General features: G+C 71.7%; 15 protein-coding genes. 11 read left to right on the top strand and 4 right to left on the bottom strand.

Annotation, left to right across the window (positions count from 1 at the left end; genetic code table 11):
• Positions 1–445: 445 nt before the first annotated feature.
• Positions 446–985 carry a GNAT family N-acetyltransferase gene (locus tag CP973_RS29710; RefSeq protein WP_150246964.1) on the bottom strand — a complete coding sequence of 180 codons (540 nt, stop codon included), beginning with the start codon at positions 983–985 and terminating at the stop codon, positions 446–448.
• Positions 982–2,268, bottom strand: coding sequence for an NsdA family TPR-like regulatory protein (locus CP973_RS29705; protein ID WP_167538538.1), 1,287 nt, complete (start codon positions 2,266–2,268; stop codon positions 982–984). Before CP973_RS29705 ends, CP973_RS29710 begins: the two co-directional genes overlap by 4 nt.
• Positions 2,269–2,502: 234 nt before the next feature.
• Between CP973_RS29705 and CP973_RS29700 the strand changes: the two genes are divergently transcribed.
• From CP973_RS29700 to CP973_RS29675, 6 genes are all read left to right on the top strand, one after another.
• Positions 2,503–2,949, top strand: a complete 447-nt coding sequence (locus CP973_RS29700; RefSeq protein ID WP_150246963.1) for an ATP-binding protein — start codon at positions 2,503–2,505, stop codon at positions 2,947–2,949.
• Between the two features lie 234 nt (positions 2,950–3,183).
• Positions 3,184–3,363 carry an FxLD family lanthipeptide gene (locus tag CP973_RS29695; protein WP_030630840.1) on the top strand — a complete coding sequence of 60 codons (180 nt, stop codon included), beginning with the start codon at positions 3,184–3,186 and terminating at the stop codon, positions 3,361–3,363.
• 218 nt (positions 3,364–3,581) lie between these two features.
• Positions 3,582–6,524, top strand: coding sequence for a lantibiotic dehydratase (locus tag CP973_RS29690; protein ID WP_150246962.1), 2,943 nt, complete (start codon positions 3,582–3,584; stop codon positions 6,522–6,524).
• Positions 6,521–7,789, top strand: coding sequence for a lanthionine synthetase C family protein (locus CP973_RS29685; RefSeq protein ID WP_150246961.1), 1,269 nt, complete (start codon positions 6,521–6,523; stop codon positions 7,787–7,789). The genes CP973_RS29690 and CP973_RS29685 overlap by 4 nt, the downstream gene beginning before the upstream one ends.
• Positions 7,790–7,809: 20 nt before the next feature.
• Positions 7,810–9,891: a methyltransferase, FxLD system gene (gene fxlM / locus CP973_RS29680; RefSeq protein WP_150246960.1), complete on the top strand. Its 2,082-nt coding sequence runs from the start codon at positions 7,810–7,812 to the stop codon at positions 9,889–9,891.
• Positions 9,892–9,978: 87 nt separating this feature from the next.
• The gene (locus tag CP973_RS29675) at positions 9,979–11,115 is read left to right on the top strand and encodes a hypothetical protein (RefSeq protein WP_150246959.1); all 1,137 of its coding nucleotides are present in this window, start codon (positions 9,979–9,981) and stop codon (positions 11,113–11,115) included.
• A gap of 425 nt (positions 11,116–11,540) precedes the next feature.
• Here CP973_RS29675 and fes read toward each other — a convergent pair whose 3' ends face one another.
• Complete coding sequence (gene fes, locus CP973_RS29670; RefSeq protein ID WP_244410076.1) at positions 11,541–12,755, bottom strand: enterochelin esterase; 1,215 nt, start codon at positions 12,753–12,755, stop codon at positions 11,541–11,543.
• A 43-nt stretch (positions 12,756–12,798) separates the two neighbouring features.
• On the bottom strand, positions 12,799–15,120 hold the full coding sequence (gene fhuB, locus CP973_RS29665; protein ID WP_244410074.1) for a Fe(3+)-hydroxamate ABC transporter permease FhuB: 2,322 nt from the start codon (positions 15,118–15,120) through the stop codon (positions 12,799–12,801).
• Between the two features lie 110 nt (positions 15,121–15,230).
• On the opposite strand from fhuB, the gene CP973_RS29660 reads away from it, so the two are divergent.
• The 5 genes from CP973_RS29660 to CP973_RS29640 all read left to right on the top strand — a co-directional run bounded on the left by CP973_RS29660 (position 15,231) and on the right by CP973_RS29640 (position 19,947).
• Positions 15,231–16,022: a 2,3-dihydro-2,3-dihydroxybenzoate dehydrogenase gene (locus tag CP973_RS29660; RefSeq protein WP_150246957.1), complete on the top strand. Its 792-nt coding sequence runs from the start codon at positions 15,231–15,233 to the stop codon at positions 16,020–16,022.
• Positions 16,023–16,156: 134 nt separating this feature from the next.
• Positions 16,157–17,362, top strand: a complete 1,206-nt coding sequence (gene dhbC, locus CP973_RS29655) for an isochorismate synthase DhbC (RefSeq protein WP_150246956.1) — start codon at positions 16,157–16,159, stop codon at positions 17,360–17,362.
• The gene (locus CP973_RS29650; protein WP_150246955.1) at positions 17,359–19,020 is read left to right on the top strand and encodes a (2,3-dihydroxybenzoyl)adenylate synthase; all 1,662 of its coding nucleotides are present in this window, start codon (positions 17,359–17,361) and stop codon (positions 19,018–19,020) included. Before dhbC ends, CP973_RS29650 begins: the two co-directional genes overlap by 4 nt.
• Before the next feature lie 61 nt (positions 19,021–19,081).
• On the top strand, positions 19,082–19,714 hold the full coding sequence (locus CP973_RS29645; protein WP_150246954.1) for an isochorismatase family protein: 633 nt from the start codon (positions 19,082–19,084) through the stop codon (positions 19,712–19,714).
• 2 nt (positions 19,715–19,716) lie between these two features.
• The gene (locus CP973_RS29640) at positions 19,717–19,947 is read left to right on the top strand and encodes a phosphopantetheine-binding protein (RefSeq protein ID WP_150246953.1); all 231 of its coding nucleotides are present in this window, start codon (positions 19,717–19,719) and stop codon (positions 19,945–19,947) included.
• Positions 19,948–20,026 lie beyond the last annotated feature (79 nt).

The raw sequence follows: 20,026 nt of genomic DNA, 5'->3' as shown, positions 1-20,026 counted from the left end.
CCGTCAGGATGTACAGAGACAGGGCCGTTCCAGGGGGTGGCCCAGGTATCGTGCGGCCATGTGGACCGGCGCGCGCAGATCTCGCGGCGGTACTGTTCTACCCGTCCCTCCTCAAGGTGGCGGAAGAGTTCCTTCGCGACTCCGGAGAACGCCTCCACCCGCTTGCGGTTAAGTCGGAAGACGTGGTCGGTACCGACGAAGTCGATACCGAAGAATCGGTGCCGTGCGTCCTGGACGCTGTCCGTGGCTGCGTGCGTGAAGCCCGCGAAATGTCGTTGGCCTTGGCGCTTTGTGAGGTACTGGACGGTCGCCCTTGTGTCTCCGGCACATGCGGTGAGCCCGGCTGCGGCTGTGCGAGCGCCATGCAGTCGAACTGGTGCATTATGCGGCGCCCTTTGTGAACGGGGGTGGACAAGCGTTCACCGGCCCGAGTTTGAGCGTGACGTCAGCCGATAGCTCGGATCATCACCGTAAGCACCGGCGAGGCCGGTGACGGCTGGCTCTCGCCGATGTCCGCGTACCCCCACGACTCGTAGAGCGCATGAACCTTTCCGTCGCCGGCGGCTGGGTTGACCATGAGCGTGACGTACGGCTCGTCGCGGCCGGTGAGGAGGGCGTCGTGGATGCGGCGGGCGGTGCCGGTCTTGCGCCAGGTCGGCCGGACGCCGATCTCCTTCAGGGCTAGGGTCGGGTGCTCGGTATACATCTCTGCCGGCTCCGGGCTGGTGCGCTGCCAGTAGCGGTCGCCGCGCTCGATGCTGTTGGCGTAGGCGTAGCCGACCGGTTGCCCGTTCGCGTACGCGAGGACGGCCGTGAACCCCGGCTCGGTGCTGTGCCGGTCCAGGCGCTCGCCGAACGCGGTGACCGCGTAGTTCGGAAGGTGGAGGAGGGGTGCGCGTACCTCGGCGTACACGTCGAGGAGGTCACCGCGGACGGCGTCGAGCGTGTCGAAGGTGCGCAGTTCGATGGTGGGCGCCGTGGTCATACCGTGGTCCTCCAGGTGGCGACGTGCTCGGTCCAAGTTTGCACGGTGGCGGTGTGCGGTGCGGTGGCGCGCAGAGCTGCGCCGAACTCTTGCAGCATGCGCGCCACTCGGGCGTGCTGGGTAGCGGCGTTGGCGGTGACGTGCATGGCGGTGGCTGTGGCGGCGTCGGCTGCTCCCTGGGCGAGTTGTGCGTGCGCAAGCCTGGTGGTGGCGATGGCTCGGGAGCGCACCATGTGGGGCCGCAGGGCGGACAGGCAGCGATGGGCGTGGTACTCGGCTGCTGGATAGTCGCCGAGTGCCAGGTATGCCGACAGGGCCAGGGAGTCGAGTTCGGCCTGGTCGTAGAAGGCGAGCATCCACACGGGTCGGTAATCCGCGGGGTCGGCGCGCAACATGGCTTCCTGGGCCTGCTCGAACGCCCGGCGGGTGAAGGTTCTGTCCTGCGCTGTGCCGTGGATGGCTCCCTGTCGGGCCAGACCGAGGGACGCGAACAGGGGATCGCGGCGCGTGAGACTCAGTTTGCGGGCGACGTCGTTGGCGGCGAGCGCGTCGGCGGGCCGGCCCATGTGCCGGTACATCGTTCCCGCGTGGCTCCAGATGCGGAACTTGATCGACTGATCGCAGGACATTTCGGCGAGGGACTGGGCCTCACGCATGTGAGCCTTCGCGACGTCGTAGCGGCGACCATCGATGGCTGCCCACATGGCCGAGGAGCGGAACGCCGCCGCGGAGGCGTAGAGGCGGCCGCGTACACGCTGGGAGGCGCTGCCCGCGTTCTGGAGGTTCAGTGCCTCCTCGGCGAGCGCGGCGGCTTTCCGCTCGGTACCGAGTTGCCCGCCATGACGGTGGTCGCTGGCGATGACCTCTGCGAAGCGCTTCTGTAGACGGTCGACGTCGCTCATCCCGATCCGGCGCGGTGAGGTGTGGCCCGGAGTGGCTGCCGCTGCGGCGGCTGCGGCAGCGATACCGCCCACGAGGGTACGGCGCTTCATGTCGGGGTCCTCCTGCTGCTGTGGAGCGGTGACGGACGGCGCCCGGCCCCGTGGCACGAACCCTAAAGCGATGGCAGGCAGGCCCGCGACGTCTTCGAGAGCCCTGCGGGCAGCCGACTTAGGCCACTTGACCCGGCCGGCCTTCCAGTCGCGGATCGATGATCCGTCGAGACCACCTGGTCGACCTGTGAGACGTTCGAGGGACCTGTTCACGGCTTCAGCGAGGCTGTTGGAGCTGTAACCATGTTCGGCCATCCACGCCTCAAGAACGGCGTTGCGCGTGGAGTCCATCCAGGCAAGGTAGCGCCCTCACCGGTCAGGCCCCAGGTAATCGCCTGGTCAAATCGCCCTAGGCGGTTCTTCCGGGTGACTGCCCCATCGCCCTAATCAGCGCGGCTCCGAACGATGTTGTCTAGGTGTTGGTCGCCCGGCAGCACCGCTCGGGCGGCTGTTGACGGCTTGGTCCGCGCCCCATGCGTATGGGGAGCGGCCCGGGCGCCGAGACAACGCGAGGGCTCTACCCCAATGACGAGTCTCAGTGAGCGGGAACACAGCAGCACCGCCAACCGTGCCATCTATAGCCAGACAGTCCCATGCGAGCCGTCCACAGCCGAGGCCGGGCGCCAGCTCGTCCAATCCATTCTCGGCCTGTGGCAGCTCGACAGCCTCGCCGACAGCGCCACGCTGATCGTCACAGAACTGATCGCGAATGCGGCGAGGCACACCTCGTGCCAGGAAATCCGGCTCACCGTCGGCTGGCCGAGTGCGGCGCGGGTGCGTATCGGGGTCCTCGACCGAGAACCATCACGACTGCCTGTTTGCGGCCGGGCCGAGGATGACGCCGAGTCCGGGCGCGGCCTGGTTCTCATCGATGCTGTGGCCGATCGCTGGAGCTACGACCTCTGCGGCTCGGGTCGCTGCCCGTGGGGCAAGGAGGTCTGGGCCGAGCTCTCTGCCAAGGGGGAGCAATGAGGTCCCATGCGCCGGCCTATTCGCTGGAGTAGCGGTCAGCCCCGGCCTGACCAGACTCCCTGCTCACGATCTCCCGGCGTGAGGCCGGCGTCCGTGAGGGCCGCCGCCTCTTGCCGGGCTGCCAGGAGCCGACCGAGAGGCTGGCCACCTGGCAAATCTCCGGGTGATGACACCCGGAGGCGACTGGCTGCACAACCCCGACGACGTCACTACTCACAAGAGGAGTCAGCAGATATGACACGGAACACCGTGGTGCCCAGCCACACCCAGGTACGGCCGCAGCCGCCGGAGGCGACCGACGGCTTCGACCTGGACGTCTCCCTCGTCGAGGTCGCCGATCCGGCGGGGCTGGTCAACCTGACCGACGACAACTGCGGGTCCACCTGTGGCGCCTGCACCACGAACGTCGCCTGACCTGCATCAGCTCTATCCGTCCTGGTGCCGTCGCGTTTCGGCGCGGCGGCATCGGCCACCCGTCATCTCTCCTACGGAGGCAATCGGTGGTTGCTCCGCCCGCAGCGTTTCGAGCCGGCTCTACCGCTCTCGTGCGCGCCGTGGCCCGGCCTTCGCTGCCGGTGCCTGCATGCCCTGACCTCGATGACCGCTCACCCAGCGGTTCGTCCTCCTGTGCGATGTGGTTGCGTACCGTCTGGGCGGACAAGGACGTGGCCGAGGCACTTCAACACGCCAGCCCGGCTCTGGCCGCGCACGTGCGGTCCCTGTGCATGGCCGAGAAACCTGCCTCACGGGCCGTGCGACGCACGGCGCTGTCCGTAGTCCGATATCTGCTGCGTGCCCAGCATCGAGCGACGCCCTTCGGCCTGTTCGCCGGCGTGACCACCGCGGAGTTCGGGACGCAGGCACGCGCGGCCTGGGGCGACCGGCACATGGTGCTTGGCCGCGCGGGGGCAGAGTGGCTGTCCGCCGTGGTCGAACCGTTGGAGTCGTGCCCGGACCTTCTCGAACGGCTGACCGTTGTCGCCAACAGCACCGCGACAAGCCGGGGAGACCGGCTCATCGTGCCGTTCCAGTCCGATGTCCAGGGCGACCGGAGACGCGCGGTCGAGACATCTTTGGCCCTGACCGAACCAGTGCGCGCGGTCCTCGCCGCGGCCCGGACGCCGATCCCCTGCGGCACCCTCGCGGACAAGCTCCGGGCGGAGTTTCCCGAGGCCGGGATAGAGAAGGCGCGCCGCCTGCTGACAGAGCTGATCCAGCGACGGGTGCTGATCACGAACCTGCACGCGCCGAGCACCGAGACCGACGCCCTCGGGCACCTGCTCAGACAGCTCGATGCGAGCGACGCCGGAAGCCTCGCCCCGGTCGCGGAGAGGGTGCATGAGCTGCGCGCGATCCGAGTGGGACTGGAGGAATGCGCCACGCGCGGCGGCCGGGAAAGCGTCGCGGTGCGGATGCGGGCTCTCGTGCCCGGCCTGCGCCGTCACCCCATCGCTCACGACCTACGACTGGATGCGCAGATCGTGCTGCCGGAGGAAGTGGCTGGGGAGATCGAGCGGGCCGCTTCCGTCCTGATGCGGGTGTGCACCCGCCCGTACGGGACCGTCGAGTGGAACGCGTACCACCAGCGCTTCTACGAGCGGTACGGCATCGGCACCATGGTGCCGCTCACGGAGGCTGTCGCGGACAGCGGTACCGGCTACCCCGACGGCTACCCGGGCACCCCTGCTGGCGTACGTCGGCCTCGTGTCTCCACTCGGGACGACGCCCTCGTTCGCCTGGCGCAGGCCGCCGTGCTTGATGGCCGCGACGAGGTGATCCTCACCGATGACCTGATCGCCACCCTGGACGTGGGGCTCGATGAGCCCCGGTTACCGCCGCACCTGGAGGTAGGGGTGCGGGTGCACGCGGCCAGCTTGGGTCAGTTGCAACGCGGGCAGTTCCGGTTGGAGGTCGTGAGCGTGTCCCGCGGGGCGGGCGTCTCGACAGGCCGGTTCCTCGACGTGCTGTCCCCCGCCAGCCGTAAGGCCCTCACCACAGAGCTGGCTGACCTCACGGCTGCGGACAACAACACCGTGCCCGCCCAGCTCTCCTTCCCGCCGCTGCTCCCGGAAAGTGCTCATGTCACCCGTGCCCCGCAGGTCCTGCCCACCGTGATCAGCCTCCAGGAGCACCGCGGTCCGAAGGACAGCACCCTCACTCCGGAGGATCTGGCCGTCGGGTGTGACGGCCGCCGCATGTATCTCGCCGCCCCCGAGCGCGGCCACCGTGTGGAGGCCGTCGGGATGCATGCGCTGAACTTGCGCACGCACACTCCACCGCTGGTGCGGTTCCTCACCGAGCTCTCCCGCGCCCAGTGCGCACAGGTCACCGTGTTCGACTGGGGCGCCGCCGCAGCGATGCCGTTCCTGCCGCGGCTGCGGTACGGGCGTACGGTGCTGGCCCCAGCGCGCTGGCGGCTGGAGGCGTCCGAACTGCCTGGCCGCACTGGCCCCCGGGCCCAGTGGGACGCCGCCCTCACCGACTGGCGGGCTCGGCGGCGGCTGCCACGCCGCGTGCTTCTCGTCGAGGACGACCGGCACCTGCTCCTCGACCTCGACGAGGCCGGCCACCGGGCGATCCTGCGCCAGCACCTCGTCCGTACGCACCTGGCTGTGCTCGTCGAGGCCCCGGAACCGGAGGCGTACGGCTGGTGCGGCGGGCGAGCTCATGAGGTCGTGGTCCCTCTCAAGGCGACCCGGCCGCCGAAGTGGCCGGCGCTGCCCGCCCCCACTCGGGCTCGCACTCTGTCTGCGGCCCAGGTGCAGACTCCCGCCACCTCCTCGGTGCTGCTTGCCGCCCTGTACGGAGGCTCCCGCAGCCAGGACACTCTGCTCTCCCAGCACCTCCCTGGCCTCCTCGAACAGCTCGGCGATCCACCGTGGTGGTTCATCCGTTTCCGCGACCCGGACCAGCACCTCCGCCTACGCATCGCCCTTCCAGACCCCGAAGCCTTTACCCGGACCGCTCGCACCGTGAGCGCCTGGGCCGACAAACTGCGCAGCGCCGGCCTGCTGGCCGAGTTGCGCTACCCCACCTCCTACCGGGAGATGGGCCGGTGGGGTTCCGGCGTTGCATGGGAGAGGGCCGAGGATGTGTTCCGAGCGGACTCGCGCGCCGTCATGGCCCAGCTCGCCCAGCCGGAGCGCCCCAGTCAGCGCGCGCTGGTGGCGGCCCATTCCGTTGCCATCGCCTCCGCATTCCTCGGCAGTACCGAAGCCGCGATGCGCTGGCTGACCGACCACATCCCCTCAACAGCCCCCGCACCCGTTCCGCGCCCGCAGTTCGCCGACTCCGTACGGCTCGCCAACCCGTCCGACGACTGGGCCGCGCTACGCGAAGTCCGGGGCGGGGAGGCCATCGTGTCGGGATGGGCAGACCGTGATGCGGCGCTCGCCGCGTACCGGACGCATCTGCCGGGCCCGGACACCCGGGGCATCGCCGTCGACGACGTTCTCACCTCCCTCCTGCACGTCCACTTCGTGCGGCACGTCGCGGTCAACTTCCCCGAGGAAGAGGTGTGCCTCTACCTGGCGCGCGCCGCAGCCCTGGCCTGGACCGCCGGGAGGCCGTCATGACCGACCACCCCGCACTCGCCCTCGCTGACGCCATCGCCACCCAACTTGCCGACCCCGGTACGGGGCCTCTCGTCCCTCAGGAACACCGGCAGCACCTCGCCTACGGGCCGCCCGGCATCGCGCTCCTGCACATCGAGCGAGCCGCAAGCGGCCTCGGACCCTGGCAGCGCGCCCACGACTGGCTTGCCGCCGCCTCCCAGCAGCCGGTCACCAGCGGCCCCGACAGCCACCCCTTCTACGGGGCACCCGCCTTCGCCCACGCCCTGGCCTGCGCCGCCGACCACCTGCCCAGCGCCTACCAGCGTGCCCTGGACACGATGGACCGACAGGTCAGGGCCGACGCCCGGCGTCGTCTTGACGCTGCACACCGCCGCATCGACGCCGGACGCCTGCCGAAGCTCGCCGAGTTCGACACCATCCGGGGCCTCACCGGGTATGGCGCCTACCTCCTGCGTCGCGACCCCGGCGACTCCACCCTGCGCGCCGTCCTCGACTACTGCGTGCGTCTCACCGAACCGATCACCCACCACGACGAAACCCTGCCGGGCTGGTGGACCGAGACCAGCCCCTCGGGCACCCCGGATGATCACCGTTTCCCCGGCGGGCACGCCAACAGCGGCATTGCACACGGCATCGGGGGAGTGCTCGCACTCCTGGCCCTCGCGGCCCGGAATGGCACCGTCACTGATCACCACCACACGGCACTGCGCACCATCTTGGTGTGGCTGGACCGCTGGCAGCAGAAGGCGGGCTGCGGAACAGCTTGGCCTTACTGGGTCACCCGGGCCAAACTGCGTACCGGCCGTCTCGACCCGTCCACGCCCCGGCGGCCTTCCTGGTGTTACGGCACTGCCGGCCTCGCCCGCGCCCAGCAACTCGCCGCGCTCGCCCTCGGCGACACTGGCCGCCAGTTCGATGCGGAAAACGCGCTCGTGGCCGCCCTGACCGACCCGAACCAGCTCAAAGCCACGACAGATCTCGGCCTGTGCCACGGGGTCGCCGGCCTCGCCCATGTCGCCGCCCGCACGGCCGAAGACGCCCATCCGTCAACCATGGGCCGACTCCGCGCCGCGATGCCGCCACTTCTGAACGCGATCACCCAGCCGGGCACCGACCCCGAACGCATGGCCACCGACCTCGTCCGGAACGCGGAACCTGGCCCAGGTCTACTCGACGGCGCCGCCGGCATCGCCCTGGTCCTCCTCGCGCCCAGCGCCGCCGCACCACCCCAGGCCGCCTGGGACGCCTGTCTGCTCACCGCCTGATCACCGACCGAAGGACTTCCGTGCCCCCTGACCGCTGGCAGCAGCACAACGTCACTTTCACCGACCGCACGATTGCCAGGCGCGTCATCGTCGAACGACTCGGCCCCGCCCTGATCACGGCCGAGGCCGAGGAACAGCTCACCGGCTGGTGGTTCATGAACAAGCAGCCCTGGCCACTGCGGTACCTCGCCGATCAGCCCTCTCCGGTCATCGAGTCGCTGCTGGCTGATCTCACTGATGACGGGACGATCGAGTCGTGGCGGCCCGGTATCTACGAGCCCGAGACCGACGCGTTCGGCGGCCCGGACGCCATGGACACCGCCCACGACCTGTTCCACAGCGACTCCCGCCACCTGCTCACCTACCAGCCGAGCCCGGATCGCCTGGGACGCCGGGAGACCGCCGTCCTGCTGGTGAGCGCCATGATGCGCGGTGCCGGGCTCGACTGGTTCGAGCAGGGTGACGTATGGGCGAAGATCGCCGCTCTCCGGCCGGTCACTATCTCTCCATCCCCCGAACGGAACGCCGAGCTGGCCCTGGCCGTACGAAAGCTCATGGCAGCCAACGCCCACGGCCTCTGCCGCCCGGACGGACCGCTCCACGGGCACGACGCATGGGTGGCCGCCTTCGAACGGGCGGGTGACACGCTCGCCGACCTCTCACGCCGCGGCGTGCTCACCCGCGGTCTGCGAGCAGTCATCGCCCATCACGTGATCTTCCACGCCAACCGCGCCGGTCTCCTCCGGGACGACCAGTGCGCGCTGTCCCACATCGCACGAGAGGTAGTCATGGGAACGAGTGACCACACCGCGTCGCCCGGCAAGGCGACGACCGACGCCGATAGCGTCAAGGCGGTGAACACCGACACGATCGACATCCCCACGGCGGACGCTGCTCGCCTCCGCAACGCCCTGGTCGACCAGCTCCGAGCCGACGGACATGCTTGCATGCCCGCCGTCGAAGCGGCGTTGCGAACCGTGCCGCGTCACGTGTTCGTGCCCGACGCGTCGCTCGAAGACGCCTACGCCAACGCACCGGTGCACATCAAGTACGACACCGACGGCACCTCGATCTCCTGCGCCTCCCAGCCGGGCGTGGTCGCCCTCATGCTGGACCAACTCGACGTCCAGCCCGGCCAGCGCGTCCTCGAACTCGGCGCCGGCACCGGATACAACGCCGGTCTGCTCGCCCACCTGGTCGGCGCAAGTGGACACGTGATCACCCTCGATGTCGACGACGACCTCGTGGAGGGTGCCCGTGCGCACCTCGTCGCCGCCGGCATCAGCAACGCCGAGGCCGTTACCCGCGACGGGGCCCTGGGCTACGCGGAAGGAGCGCCGTACGACCGCATCATCGCCACCGTCGGCGCGCACGGAGTGCCGCACGCCTGGCTGCAACAGCTCGCCCCCGGCGGCAGGCTTCTCGTCCCCCAGCGCCTTAAGGGCACGGTGTCCCGCTCCATCGCCTACGAACAGCAAGACGGCCGGTGGACCTCCCTAAGCAGTCAGATGAACACCTTCATGCCGCTCAGGCGCGGTATCGCCGACGATGACCGCCGAACCGTCCCGCTCAGCACAGACGGCACCGTCCGGCTCCAGGTCCCCGCCGGTCAGAGCATCGACGCCGAAGCTCTGACCGGTGTCCTCGACCAGCCGCGCATCGAGGAATGGACCGGCATGACGGTCCGCGCCATGGAGTCGCCCGAGTGGATGGAACTGTTCGTCACCTGCGCCCTCCCCTCCGGCCTCATCCGGATGCTGTTTCCGCAGGCCGCCAAGGGCACCCTGCTCACCGAAGACCCCTACCCCTCATCGACAGCGGCCGTCGACAAGGGCGCTGTCACTTACCTCGCACGGCGCCTGTCGCGGGAGAAGACCCCCGAAGGCGACAAACTCTGGGAGTTCGGGGTCATCGGCCACGGACCCGGCAGCGACGAGCTGGCCGCGAAGGTCGCCGCAGCCATCCGCATCTGGGACCGGGAGTACCGCGGCCGCGAGGCCACCTTCGAGATCCAGCCCCTCGATGCCCCCGCGATTGAGCAGCGCCCCGGCCTCTTCGCCCTCGACACCCCACTGAACCGCATCGTCGTCGACTGGAACTGACGCCCACGCGCAGATGACGGTGCCCACCAGCACACGCTGGCGGGCACCGTCGCCTCAGCCAGCCCTCACTCACCACCTGGGGGACACATGGACCCGCACGGACCAATAGCCCAGCGCTTCCCGCTCGTCGCCCGGTTCCGGCCCGCCTGCCTGCCGCTGCCCCAGCGCGTCTATGCGCTCGTCGACCTGGCCGACACCGCGGTGAAGAAGAGCGATCAAGGAATCGCCTCGGCCGTCTACAACCAGGCGGCGCTCCTCGCCTCCGACCTCGGCCTTCCCGACCTCGCCCGCGAGATGTGCCACCAGCACGCCGCTGCCTACCTCCATGCCTGTCCCCTCCCCAGCACCAGCGTGATCCGAGGACTGGAACCGATCGTCAACCTCGCCCGCCTCCAGATCCGCGCCGGCCGTACGGACGAGGGCCGTCAGCGACTGATCGATCTCTACGAGGCGGTCGAGACGGGCACAGCCGCCCGGTTCGAAGGCATCGAAGTGCCGACGGACCTCCCCGCGACCGACAAGGACCGCCACGAGATCGGCGCATGGCTGTGGCGCGTGCTCCTCGCCGACGGCACACGCGCCCTCACCACCGAGGGACGTTGGCCCGAGGCCCTGGCACACATCGAAGCCCGCCGAGGAGTGGGCAAGCGAATGCTCGATGGGCGCCAAGTCGCCGTACTGGCCTCCTTGGTCACGGGTGACACGGCCGCAGCCACTGGTCTGCTCGGTGACACGATGCCCGGCGAACCGTGGGAGCAGGCCGTTACGGCCTGTCTCGTCGTCCTGTGCCGTCGTTTGGCTGGGCAGCCGGTCGACGGCCACTTGGCGGAGCTGGCAGCCACCTATCTGGATCGGCAGGCCGAACCTGGAATGACCGTTTTCGACATCCGGCTCGGCCTTACGGCCCTTGACGCGATCGGCATCGCCGATTCGCCCTTGGCACACCGCCTCGTCGATGACCTCTACCGGCGGATGACGGCCGCTGAAGACGGCTATGCGGCACGTGAGAACCTGGCGCATCCCCTATTCAGCGAGATCGCCACGGAGGGGCAAAGGCAGGGCTGTCGTGCGCTGGTGCGCGCCTGCGCCTTGGAGACAGGGGCACTCTCGGGCCGGCTGCGAGAAGAACTGACGGCAGCGGTGCACGCCAGCGACAACGTGATCAGGGAGAGCCTTGCCTGCCCCTCCGATCCTGGATGTGCAACTTCTCCGGAGCAAGCCTGACGGGTGCATGGTCCTGGGAGCATGTCCAGGCGCTGATGTCCTGAGCCAAAACTTTTCCGGTAGCCCAAGCGTTGCTGCGGTTACTACGTCTGGCGCCCACCGATGTACCGCAGCCGGATCAACAGAGAGCGTAACCACCGATCGACAGCCATTCACTCACACCTCAAGTCGAAGCCAGCTTCCCGGTTCAGCAAGACGGGTGGCGGAGCTGGTGCCGACGGGTGGCAGTGGGGGAGACGAGGATTGTGGTGTCGAGGAAGAGCGCAAGGGCGGCGCCGGGCGATGCTGATCCGTTGGAGGCATTCGGGTAATCACCCCCGCCCGTAGTCCGAGGCCGAGCAGAGCGCCTGCCTGGAGGAGAAACCCCCGGTCCGGCGTACCACGTGGTGCCCCCGGCGGGAGGATTCGAGCCTGCAACTCCCGCTTTAGGACAGCAGCGCCCCCACCCCCGCGACCAGCCCCCCACGCCAGCACGCGTAGTCGTGGCCGCCGTTGAACTCCTCGTACGTCACGTCGTAGCCGCGCGCCCGCAGCACATTGCGCAGGCGGCGGTTCTCCGCGAGGAGCATCCACTCCTGGAGGCCGACCTCCAGGCGCAGGCGGACCGGGCGGCGTTCGGCCGTGGCGTACTGGCGGGTCAGCCATTCCGCGCCGCGTTCCGCGTCGTCCGGCCACCAGAAGGAGCCGGACTGCGAGAGCGCCAGTCCGAACCGGTCCGGGCGGCGGAAGGCCGCGTACGCCGCGGTCAGGCCGCCCGCGCTCTGGCCCGCGACGACGGTGCGCTCCGGGTGCGGTCCCGCCCCGTACGTGTCGGCCGCCCACGGCAGCAGCGTGTCCGCCAGCCAGTCGACGAACGCGCCGTTGCAGCTCAGGTCCTCCATCCGCCGCCCCATCGTGTCCACGAGCAGCGCGACGGTCGGCGGCACACCGGCATCGGCGTGCAGATTGTCGAGCAGGTCGCCCGCGCCGAGGACCGGGCCCCACATCTCACCGTCCAGCAGCACCGCGACCGCGTACGGGCCGCCGTCGGCACGGTGGCCGGGCGGCAGGTGGACGGTGACGTGCCGGCCGTCCACCTCGGCGCGTACGGACCTACCGCGTGCCGCGCCGGGCCTGCGCCCGGTGCACGGCTGCGCGGGCGCGCCCGGCAGCGCCATGACCGAGGCGGGGTTGCGGCCGTCCCGCGACGGCAGGACGGGCGCGGTGTTCAGCGGGTCGGGTACGGCACGGTCCAGCACCTTCAGCCACGCCTGCCGGTCCGTGCGCAGGATCTCCTCGCGCGGGCCGGTGCCGGGGTGGAACTGGTACGAGGCACGGTGGTCGGAGCGCAGCCGGTGGCTGATCGCCCACACCGAGGTGCCCTCGATCCGGGTCATCAGATGCGGCGTCAGGTCGCCCGCGTGCCGGTCGCGGTCGGTGACGGTGTGCAGCAGCGCCAGGACGTCGGTGGCCGGGCGGGCCGGATCGTCCCGCCACACGAACGTGACCAGGACGTGGTCCGGCTCGCCGTCCGGGTCCGGTTCCACCAGCGGCGTCCCGGCCGCCTCGGCGCGGCGCCAGAACTCCGCCTCGGCGCCGGCCCGCCCGGCCCGCACGTCCTCGGCGAGGCCGCGCAGCAGCGGACTACGGACAGCGGTCACTTTCGTACCCCTCTCGTCGGGAGCGTCAGGAGAAGACACCTCGTCAGACACGCGTCGCCGCCGAGCGGCCCAGCAGCACCCACAGCAGGAAGGGCCCGCCCAGCACGGTCGTCACGACGCCCACCGGCACCTCCGTGCCCGCGAAGACGATCCGGCCGACCGTGTCGGCCGCCACCACCAGCAGCGCGCCCGTCAGCATCGTGCCGACCAGCGGCACCCGCAGCGGCCCCGCCAGCCGCGACGCGATGACCGGCGAGGCCAGCGCCACGAAACCGACCGGCCCGCAGATGCCGACGGCCAGGCCCGCCAGGGCCACCGCCAGCAGCAGGCACACCGCGCGGGTACGGGCCGGAGCGGCGCCCAGCGACGAGGCCGTGGCGTCGACGAAACGCAGCACACCCAGGTGGCGGGCGACCGCCAGACTCAGCGGCACGAGGACGGCCAGGCCGATCAGGACGGGCACGGCGACGGCGTAGCTGCGCCCGTTGAGGCTGCCCGAGGTCCACACGTACAGCGAACTCGCCGAGTTGAGCGAGCGCCGGGACAGCGCGACCTGCGTGGCGGCGGAGGCCAGCGCGGACATCGCCAGGCCCACCACCAGGACGCGGTAGCCGCGCTGCCCGAGCCCGCCGGAGACGAGCGTGACCACGACCACCGCGGCCAGCGCGCCCAGCGGGCCGGCCCACCAGGCGCCGAAAGTGCCGGTCGCGCTGAGCGTGACGGACAGCAGGACGGCGGCGGTGGCACCGTCGTTGACGCCGAGCAGTTCGGGGGTGGCCAGGCGGTTGCGGGCCAGCGTCTGGGTCAGACAGCCGGCCAGGCCCAGCGCGGCGCCCGCCGCCAGCCCGGCCACGATCCGGCCGAGCCGGAACTTCTGCACCAGCAGCACGTCGAACCGGTCGCCCTGACCGAAGATCGCCTGGAAGGTGCGGGCCACGCCCATCTCGCTCTGCCCGGCGTACGCGGAGAGCACCACGGCCAGCAGGAGCAACGCCGCCAGCAGCAGCGCCGCGAGGGTGGCGCGCCGGGCGACGAGGAAGGAGAGCGGGCCGCGGCGCAGCACGAGCGTGTCGGCGGGGCGCACCCGGCCGGGCTTCGGGGCGCGGCGGGGGAGGCGCTCCCGCAGCGCGCGCAGGGGGCCGCGGGCCGGCTTGCCGGACGTACGCTCCTCGGCCGCCGGGTCGGTCATGCCCATCGCGGCGAGCTGCCGCGAGCGGACGATGCCGATGAGGACGGGCGCGCCGATCAGCGCCACGATCACGGAGACGGGCGCCTCGAACGGGCGGGACACCACCCGGGCCACCACGTCCGCCAGCACCAGGACGGCGGCGCCGATCAGCCCGGCCAGCAGCAGCCGGGCGGCGAGCCGGGTCCCGGCGACGGCCCGCGCCAGGAAGCCCGCGAGCAGCCCGAGGAAGGAGACCGGACCGGCCAGCGCCACCGCCGCGGCGGTCAGCAGCGTCACGCCGACGGCGACGACGGTACGGATGACCGGCGGCCGGTGGCCCAGGCTGCGGGCCAGGTCGTCGCCGAGCGCGAGCGCGGACAGCGGCCGGGCGACCAGCAGCGCCACCAGGAAGCCCAGGCCCAGTACGGGGGCGAGGCGGCCCAGTTCGCCGAAGCCCTCCACACCCGCCAGCGAGCCGAGCACCCAGAACCGGAAGCGGTCGTAGGTCTCCGCCGAATTGACCACGATGACGCTGGTCAGCCCGCCGAAGGTGGCGCCCAGCGCGGACCCGGCCAGCACCAGCCGCATCGGCGAGCCGCCGCCCCGGCGGCCCGCGATGAGCAGCACCAGACCGCTGGCGACGACCGCGCCGGCGAACGCGCACACCAGGTACGCGTAGCCGGAGTCCAGGCCCAGCAGCGCGATGCCCGCGACGACGCCGAGCGACGCCCCGGCGTTGACGCCGAGCAGGCCCGTCTCGGCGAGCGGGTTGCGGGTGACGGCCTGGAGGAGGCACCCGGCGACGCCGAGCGCGCCGCCGACGAGCAGCGCGGTGAGCGTACGGGGCAGCCGCAGGTCGCCGACGACCAGGGCCAGCCGCGGGTCGCTGCGCGCGCCGCCGCGGTCGAGCAGGTAGTCCAGCACGCCGCTCGCGCCGACCTCGCCGGCGCCGACGCACAGGGACACGGCGGCCAGGACGAGGACGGCGGCGGCGAAGCCCGCCACGGCGAGCAGAACGGTCCGGCGCGCGGTGCCCGCGCGCTGCCCGTCGGGGCGCGCCGCGGGTTCCGCGAGGGCAAAGCCCGGGTCATCCGCGGGGCCGGGGGTGCCCTTTTGCGCCACCGCCGCCGGCAACGCACCGCCCGCGGTGCCGTGTTCGGAGGGCGGGGCCGCTATACCCGTGCGCTGCTTTTGCATAAGGTGAGGCTAGCCTAACCGTTTCTCCAGCGTGCGGGCGGAATGGGGGAGTGGCTGGGCACCTGTCCTATATTAGGTTAGGCTTGCCTAACAAAAAGGGGAGGTTGCTCATGCCTGAGCACATACCGGACGGCCGCGCCGAGTTCACCGGGCGCATCGCGCTGGTGACCGGCGCCGGGCAGGGCATCGGTGCCGCGGTCGCCGCGGCGCTGGCGCGGCACGGCGCCCACGTCGTGGCCACCGACCGCACCGCACCCGCGGCCCCGTCGCCCGGAAGCGACACCGCGGGGACCGTCACCACCGAGGCCATGGACGTCACCGACCGGGCCGCGGTCCAGGCCACCGTCGAACGCGTCGAGCGTGAACTCGGTCCGATCGCCGTCCTGGTGAACGTGGCCGGCATCCTGCGCCCCGGCCCCGCCGCCGAACTCTCGGAAGCCGACTGGGCCGACACCTTCGCCGTGAACACCACCGGCGTCTTCCACACGGCGTCCGCCGTCGCCCCGCACATGGCGAAACGGGGCTCCGGAAGCATCGTGACCGTCGGCTCCAACGCGGCCGGCGTCCCCCGTACCGGAATGGCGGCCTACGCCGCCTCCAAGGCCGCCGCGGCCATGTACACCAAATGCCTGGGGCTCGAACTCGCCCGCAGCGGCGTGCGCTGCAACATCGTCGCGCCCGGCTCCACCGACACCGCCATGCAACGCGCGCTGTGGACCGACGACGACGCGCCCCGCCGCGTGATCGCCGGGGACCCGCAGACGTACCGCACCGGCATCCCGCTCGGCCGGATCGCCGACCCGTCCGACATCGCCGACGCGGTCGTCTTCCTCGCCTCCGACCGCGCCCGGCACATCACCATGCAGGAGCTCTACGTCGACGGCGGCGCCACCCTCCGGTGACCCGCGCCGCACCCCGGCACCACCGCCCGCCGGGAGCGGCCCGCCACCCGGCAACCGCATCGCGCACCCTCCGCGTCCCCACCCGTACCAGCCACCCCGGAAATCCCCGCGACCTTCCGAGAATTGGAGCTCCCGTGCCGACGGCACCCGAAGTCGCCACGCACGTCCCCCTCGCCGAGCCGTCCCACCCAGCGGTAGGAGCAGCGACGTCGCTCCTGGACGCCTACACCCCCGGCGCCCGCTTCCTCGGCACGCCCACGCGCACCCTCCTCGCGCAGGGCACCCACAGCGAGGTCCCGCACGACGAGCGCCCCCTGGCACAGCGGGTCGCCGCCACCCTCGACGCCGCACGGGCCGCCGGCCACGACGCGCCGCTCGTCGTCGGCGCGGTGCCTTTCGACCAGACCGCGCCCGCGGCGCTCACCGTCCCCGGCAGCGCGCGGACCGCGCCGCCGCTGACCGCCGACCCGCTGATCGCCCTGCCCGCCGACCCGCCCGCCGCGGCCGCGTGGGACATCAGACCCGTACCGGAGCCCGAGGTGTACGGCGCCGGCGTGGCCGCCGCGGTGGAGCGCATGTGGCGCGGTGAGTTCAGCAAGGTCGTCCTGGCCCGCACCCTCGAACTGACCACCCCCGACCCGCTCGACATCCCCGCGATGCTCCAGCGCCTGGCCCGCCGCGACCCCTCCGGCTACACCTTCGCGCTGCCCACCGCACCCGGCCGCACCCTCCTCGGCGCCAGCCCCGAACTGCTCGTCTCCCGCCGCGGCAACCGCGTCGTCGCCAACCCCCTCGCCGGCTCCACCCCGCGCAGCGACGACCTGGCCGAGGACGTGCGCCGCGCCGCCGCGCTCCTGGAATCCGCCAAGGACCTGCACGAACACGCCGTCGTCGTGGACGCCGTGCACCGGGCCCTGGCCCCGTACTGCGCCGATCTGACCGTCCCCGCCCGGCCCACCCTGCTGCGCACCGCCACCATGTGGCACCTGTCCACCACCGTCACCGGCACCCTCGCCGCCCCGGACACCTCCGCGCTGGAACTGGCCTGCGCCCTCCACCCCACCCCCGCGGTCTGCGGCACCCCCACCGACACCGCCCGCCAGGTGATCACCGACACCGAACCGTTCGACCGCGGTTTCTTCACCGGCATGGTGGGCTGGGGCGACGCGTCCGGCGACGGCGAGTGGGTGGTCACCATCCGCTGCGCCGAGGCCGAGGAGCGCTCCCTGCGCCTGTACGCGGGCGCGGGCGTCGTCGCCGCCTCCGAGCCGGCCGCCGAGACCGCCGAGACCGGCGCCAAGTTCCGTACCTTCCTCAGCGCCGTCGGAGCCGAGCTGTGACCGATCAGTACGCCTACGCCCGTTCGCACGCCCCCACCTGGCCCGAGGAGTTCGCCGAGCGCTACCGCGCCGCGGGCTGGTGGCGCGGCGAGACGTTCTCCGGGATGCTGCGCGAGCGGGCCGCCGCCCACCCGGACCGCATCGCCGTCGTCGACCCGGCCGGCGAGGGCCGCCGCTGGACGTACGGCGAACTGGACCGCCGCGCCACCCGGCTGGCCGCCGGACTCCACGCCCGCGGCATCGTCCGCGGCGACCGGGTCGTCGTCCAGCTCCCCAACGTCGCCGAGTTCTTCGAGGTCGTCTTCGCCCTCTTCCGCCTCGGCGCCCTCCCCGTCTTCGCGCTGCCCGCCCACCGCGAGACCGAGATCCGCTACTTCTGCGAGTTCACCGGCGCCGCCGCCTACGTCATCGCCGCCGAACACGGCGGCTTCGACTACCGCGACCTCGCTGCGTCCGTACGGGCCGAGGTGCCGGGCCTGCGGCACGTCTTCGTCACCGGCGGCGACGCGGGCCCCTTCGAAGCCCTCGCCGACGTACCGGCCGACGTGCCCGCCGACGGCCCGGCATGGGACGAACCCGCCCCGCACGACCTGGCCTTCCTCCAGCTCTCCGGCGGCAGCACCGGCGTCCCCAAGCTCATCCCGCGCACCCACGACGACTACATCTACTCGCTGTGGGGCTCCAACGAGCTGTGCGGCGTCGACGAGAACAGCGTCTACCTGTGCGTGCTGCCCGCCGCCCACAACTTCCCGCTGTCCTCGCCCGGCACGCTCGGCGCCCTGTACGCGGGCGCCCGCGTCGTGCTGTCCCCGCAGCCCACCCCCGACGTGGCGTTCCCGCTCATCGAGCGCGAACGCGTCACGATCACCGGCCTCGTCCCGCCGCTGGCCCTGGTCTGGACGGAGGCCGCGCCCGGCACGCCGTACGACCTGAGCAGCCTCGACGTGCTGCTGGTGGGCGGCGCCAAGTTCAGCGAGGAGGCCGCCCGGCGGGTACGGCCCACCCTCGGCTGCACCCTCCAGCAGGTCTTCGGCATGGCCGAGGGCCTGGTGAACTACACCCGGCTGGACGACCCCGAGGAGATCATCGTCACCACCCAGGGCCGCCCCATCTCCCCGGACGACGAGATCCGCGTCGTGGACGACGAGGACAACGACCTGCCCGTCGGCGAGACCGGCCATCTGCTCACCCGCGGCCCCTACACCATCCGCGGCTACTGGAAGGCGCCCGAGCACAACGCCCGCTCCTTCACCGCGGACGGCTTCTACCGCACCGGCGACGTCGTCCGGCTCACCCCCACCGGGCACCTGGTCGTCGAGGGCCGCGCCAAGGACCAGATCAACCGCGGCGGCGAGAAGGTCGCCGCCGAGGAGGTCGAGAACCACCTGCTGGCCCACCCCGCCGTGCACGACGCCAACGTGGTCGCCGAACCCGACCCCTACCTGGGCGAGCGCACCTGCGCGTACGTGATCCTGCGGGACGGCGCCGCGCCGGTGAAGCCGGTCGAGATCAAGAAGTTCGTCCGCACCCGCGGCCTCGCCGCCTACAAGGTGCCCGACCGCGTGGTGTTCGTGGACTCCTTCCCGCAGACCGGCGTCGGCAAGATATCCAAGAAGGACCTCAGGTCCGCCGCCACCCGCGCCGCCGGGCCCTCCTGAGCGCCCACGGCACCGCCCCGACCGCCCCGCACCGACCGTCCAGAAGGGACCGCACCGCACCATGGCCCTGCCCGCCATCGCCCCCTACCCCATGCCGTCCGCCGGCGACCTGCCCGCGAACCGCGTGGACTGGAAAGCCGACCCGTCGCGCGCCGTGCTGCTCGTCCACGACCTGCAGAACTACTTCCTGTCGGCGTACCGGACCGAGGCGTCGCCCGTCACGGACCTGCTGCGCAACGTCGCCGCCCTCAAGGAACAGGCCGCCCGGCTCGGCATCCCCGTCCTGTACACCGCGCAGCCCGGCGGCCAGACCCCCGCCGAACGCGGCCTCCAGCAGGACTTCTGGGGCCCGGGCCTGCCCGCCGACGAGCACGCCGCGGCCATCGCCGACGCGGTCGCCCCCGGCCCGGACGACACCGTGCTGACCAAGTGGAAGTACAGCGGCTTCGTCCGCACCGACCTCGAAGAGCGGCTGCGCGGCCTCGGCCGCGACCAGCTCGTGATCACCGGCGTCTACGCGCACATCGGCGTCATGATGACCGCCTGCGACGCCTGGATGCGCGACCTCCAGGCCTTCCTGGTGGCCGACGCGGTGGCCGACTTCTCCGCCGAGGACCACGCGATGGCGCTCCGCTGGGCGGCCGGCAAGTGCGCCGTGGTCACCACCACCGCCACCGTCTTCGAAGGGAACTGACCATGGCACTGACCCTGGAACAGCTGCGCAACGACGTCGCCGACGTCCTCGGCGAGGACCCCGCCGACATCCCCGCCGACGAGAACCTGGTCGACTACGGCCTCGACTCGGTGCGTCTGATGGCCCTGGCCGGCCGCTGGAACCGCGACCACGGCATCGAGGTCGCCGTCGCGGACCTGTCGGAGGAACCCGCCCTGGAGAAGTGGGCGGTGCTGCTGGGCGCCACGGGCTGAGGGCCGCCCAGCGGTGGCCGTACGGCAGCGGGCCCCGGCCCGCCGGTCCCCGTACGGCAGCGGGGCGGTGCGCGGACCC

The organism is Streptomyces albofaciens JCM 4342 (assembly GCF_008634025.1).
GTDB lineage: Bacteria > Actinomycetota > Actinomycetes > Streptomycetales > Streptomycetaceae > Streptomyces > Streptomyces albofaciens.
The sequence above is the reverse complement of the archived record's forward strand: the minus strand, read 5'-3'. Positions and strand labels throughout refer to the sequence as shown.

Excerpts from the sequence above, each read along its gene's own strand:
- fhuB (WP_244410074.1), bottom strand. The coding sequence starts at position 15,120 with ATGCAAAAGCAGCGCACGGGTATAGCGGCCCCGCCCTCCGAACACGGC.
- CP973_RS29695 (WP_030630840.1), top strand. The coding sequence starts at position 3,184 with ATGACACGGAACACCGTGGTGCCCAGCCACACCCAGGTACGGCCGCAG.
- CP973_RS29675 (WP_150246959.1), top strand. The coding sequence starts at position 9,979 with ATGGACCCGCACGGACCAATAGCCCAGCGCTTCCCGCTCGTCGCCCGG.
- CP973_RS29645 (WP_150246954.1), top strand. The coding sequence starts at position 19,082 with ATGGCCCTGCCCGCCATCGCCCCCTACCCCATGCCGTCCGCCGGCGAC.
- CP973_RS29685 (WP_150246961.1), top strand. The coding sequence starts at position 6,521 with ATGACCGACCACCCCGCACTCGCCCTCGCTGACGCCATCGCCACCCAA.
- CP973_RS29660 (WP_150246957.1), top strand. The coding sequence starts at position 15,231 with ATGCCTGAGCACATACCGGACGGCCGCGCCGAGTTCACCGGGCGCATC.
- CP973_RS29640 (WP_150246953.1), top strand. The coding sequence starts at position 19,717 with ATGGCACTGACCCTGGAACAGCTGCGCAACGACGTCGCCGACGTCCTC.
- CP973_RS29705 (WP_167538538.1), bottom strand. The coding sequence starts at position 2,268 with ATGGACTCCACGCGCAACGCCGTTCTTGAGGCGTGGATGGCCGAACAT.
- CP973_RS29710 (WP_150246964.1), bottom strand. The coding sequence starts at position 985 with ATGACCACGGCGCCCACCATCGAACTGCGCACCTTCGACACGCTCGAC.
- CP973_RS29690 (WP_150246962.1), top strand. The coding sequence starts at position 3,582 with ATGTGGTTGCGTACCGTCTGGGCGGACAAGGACGTGGCCGAGGCACTT.
- CP973_RS29700 (WP_150246963.1), top strand. The coding sequence starts at position 2,503 with ATGACGAGTCTCAGTGAGCGGGAACACAGCAGCACCGCCAACCGTGCC.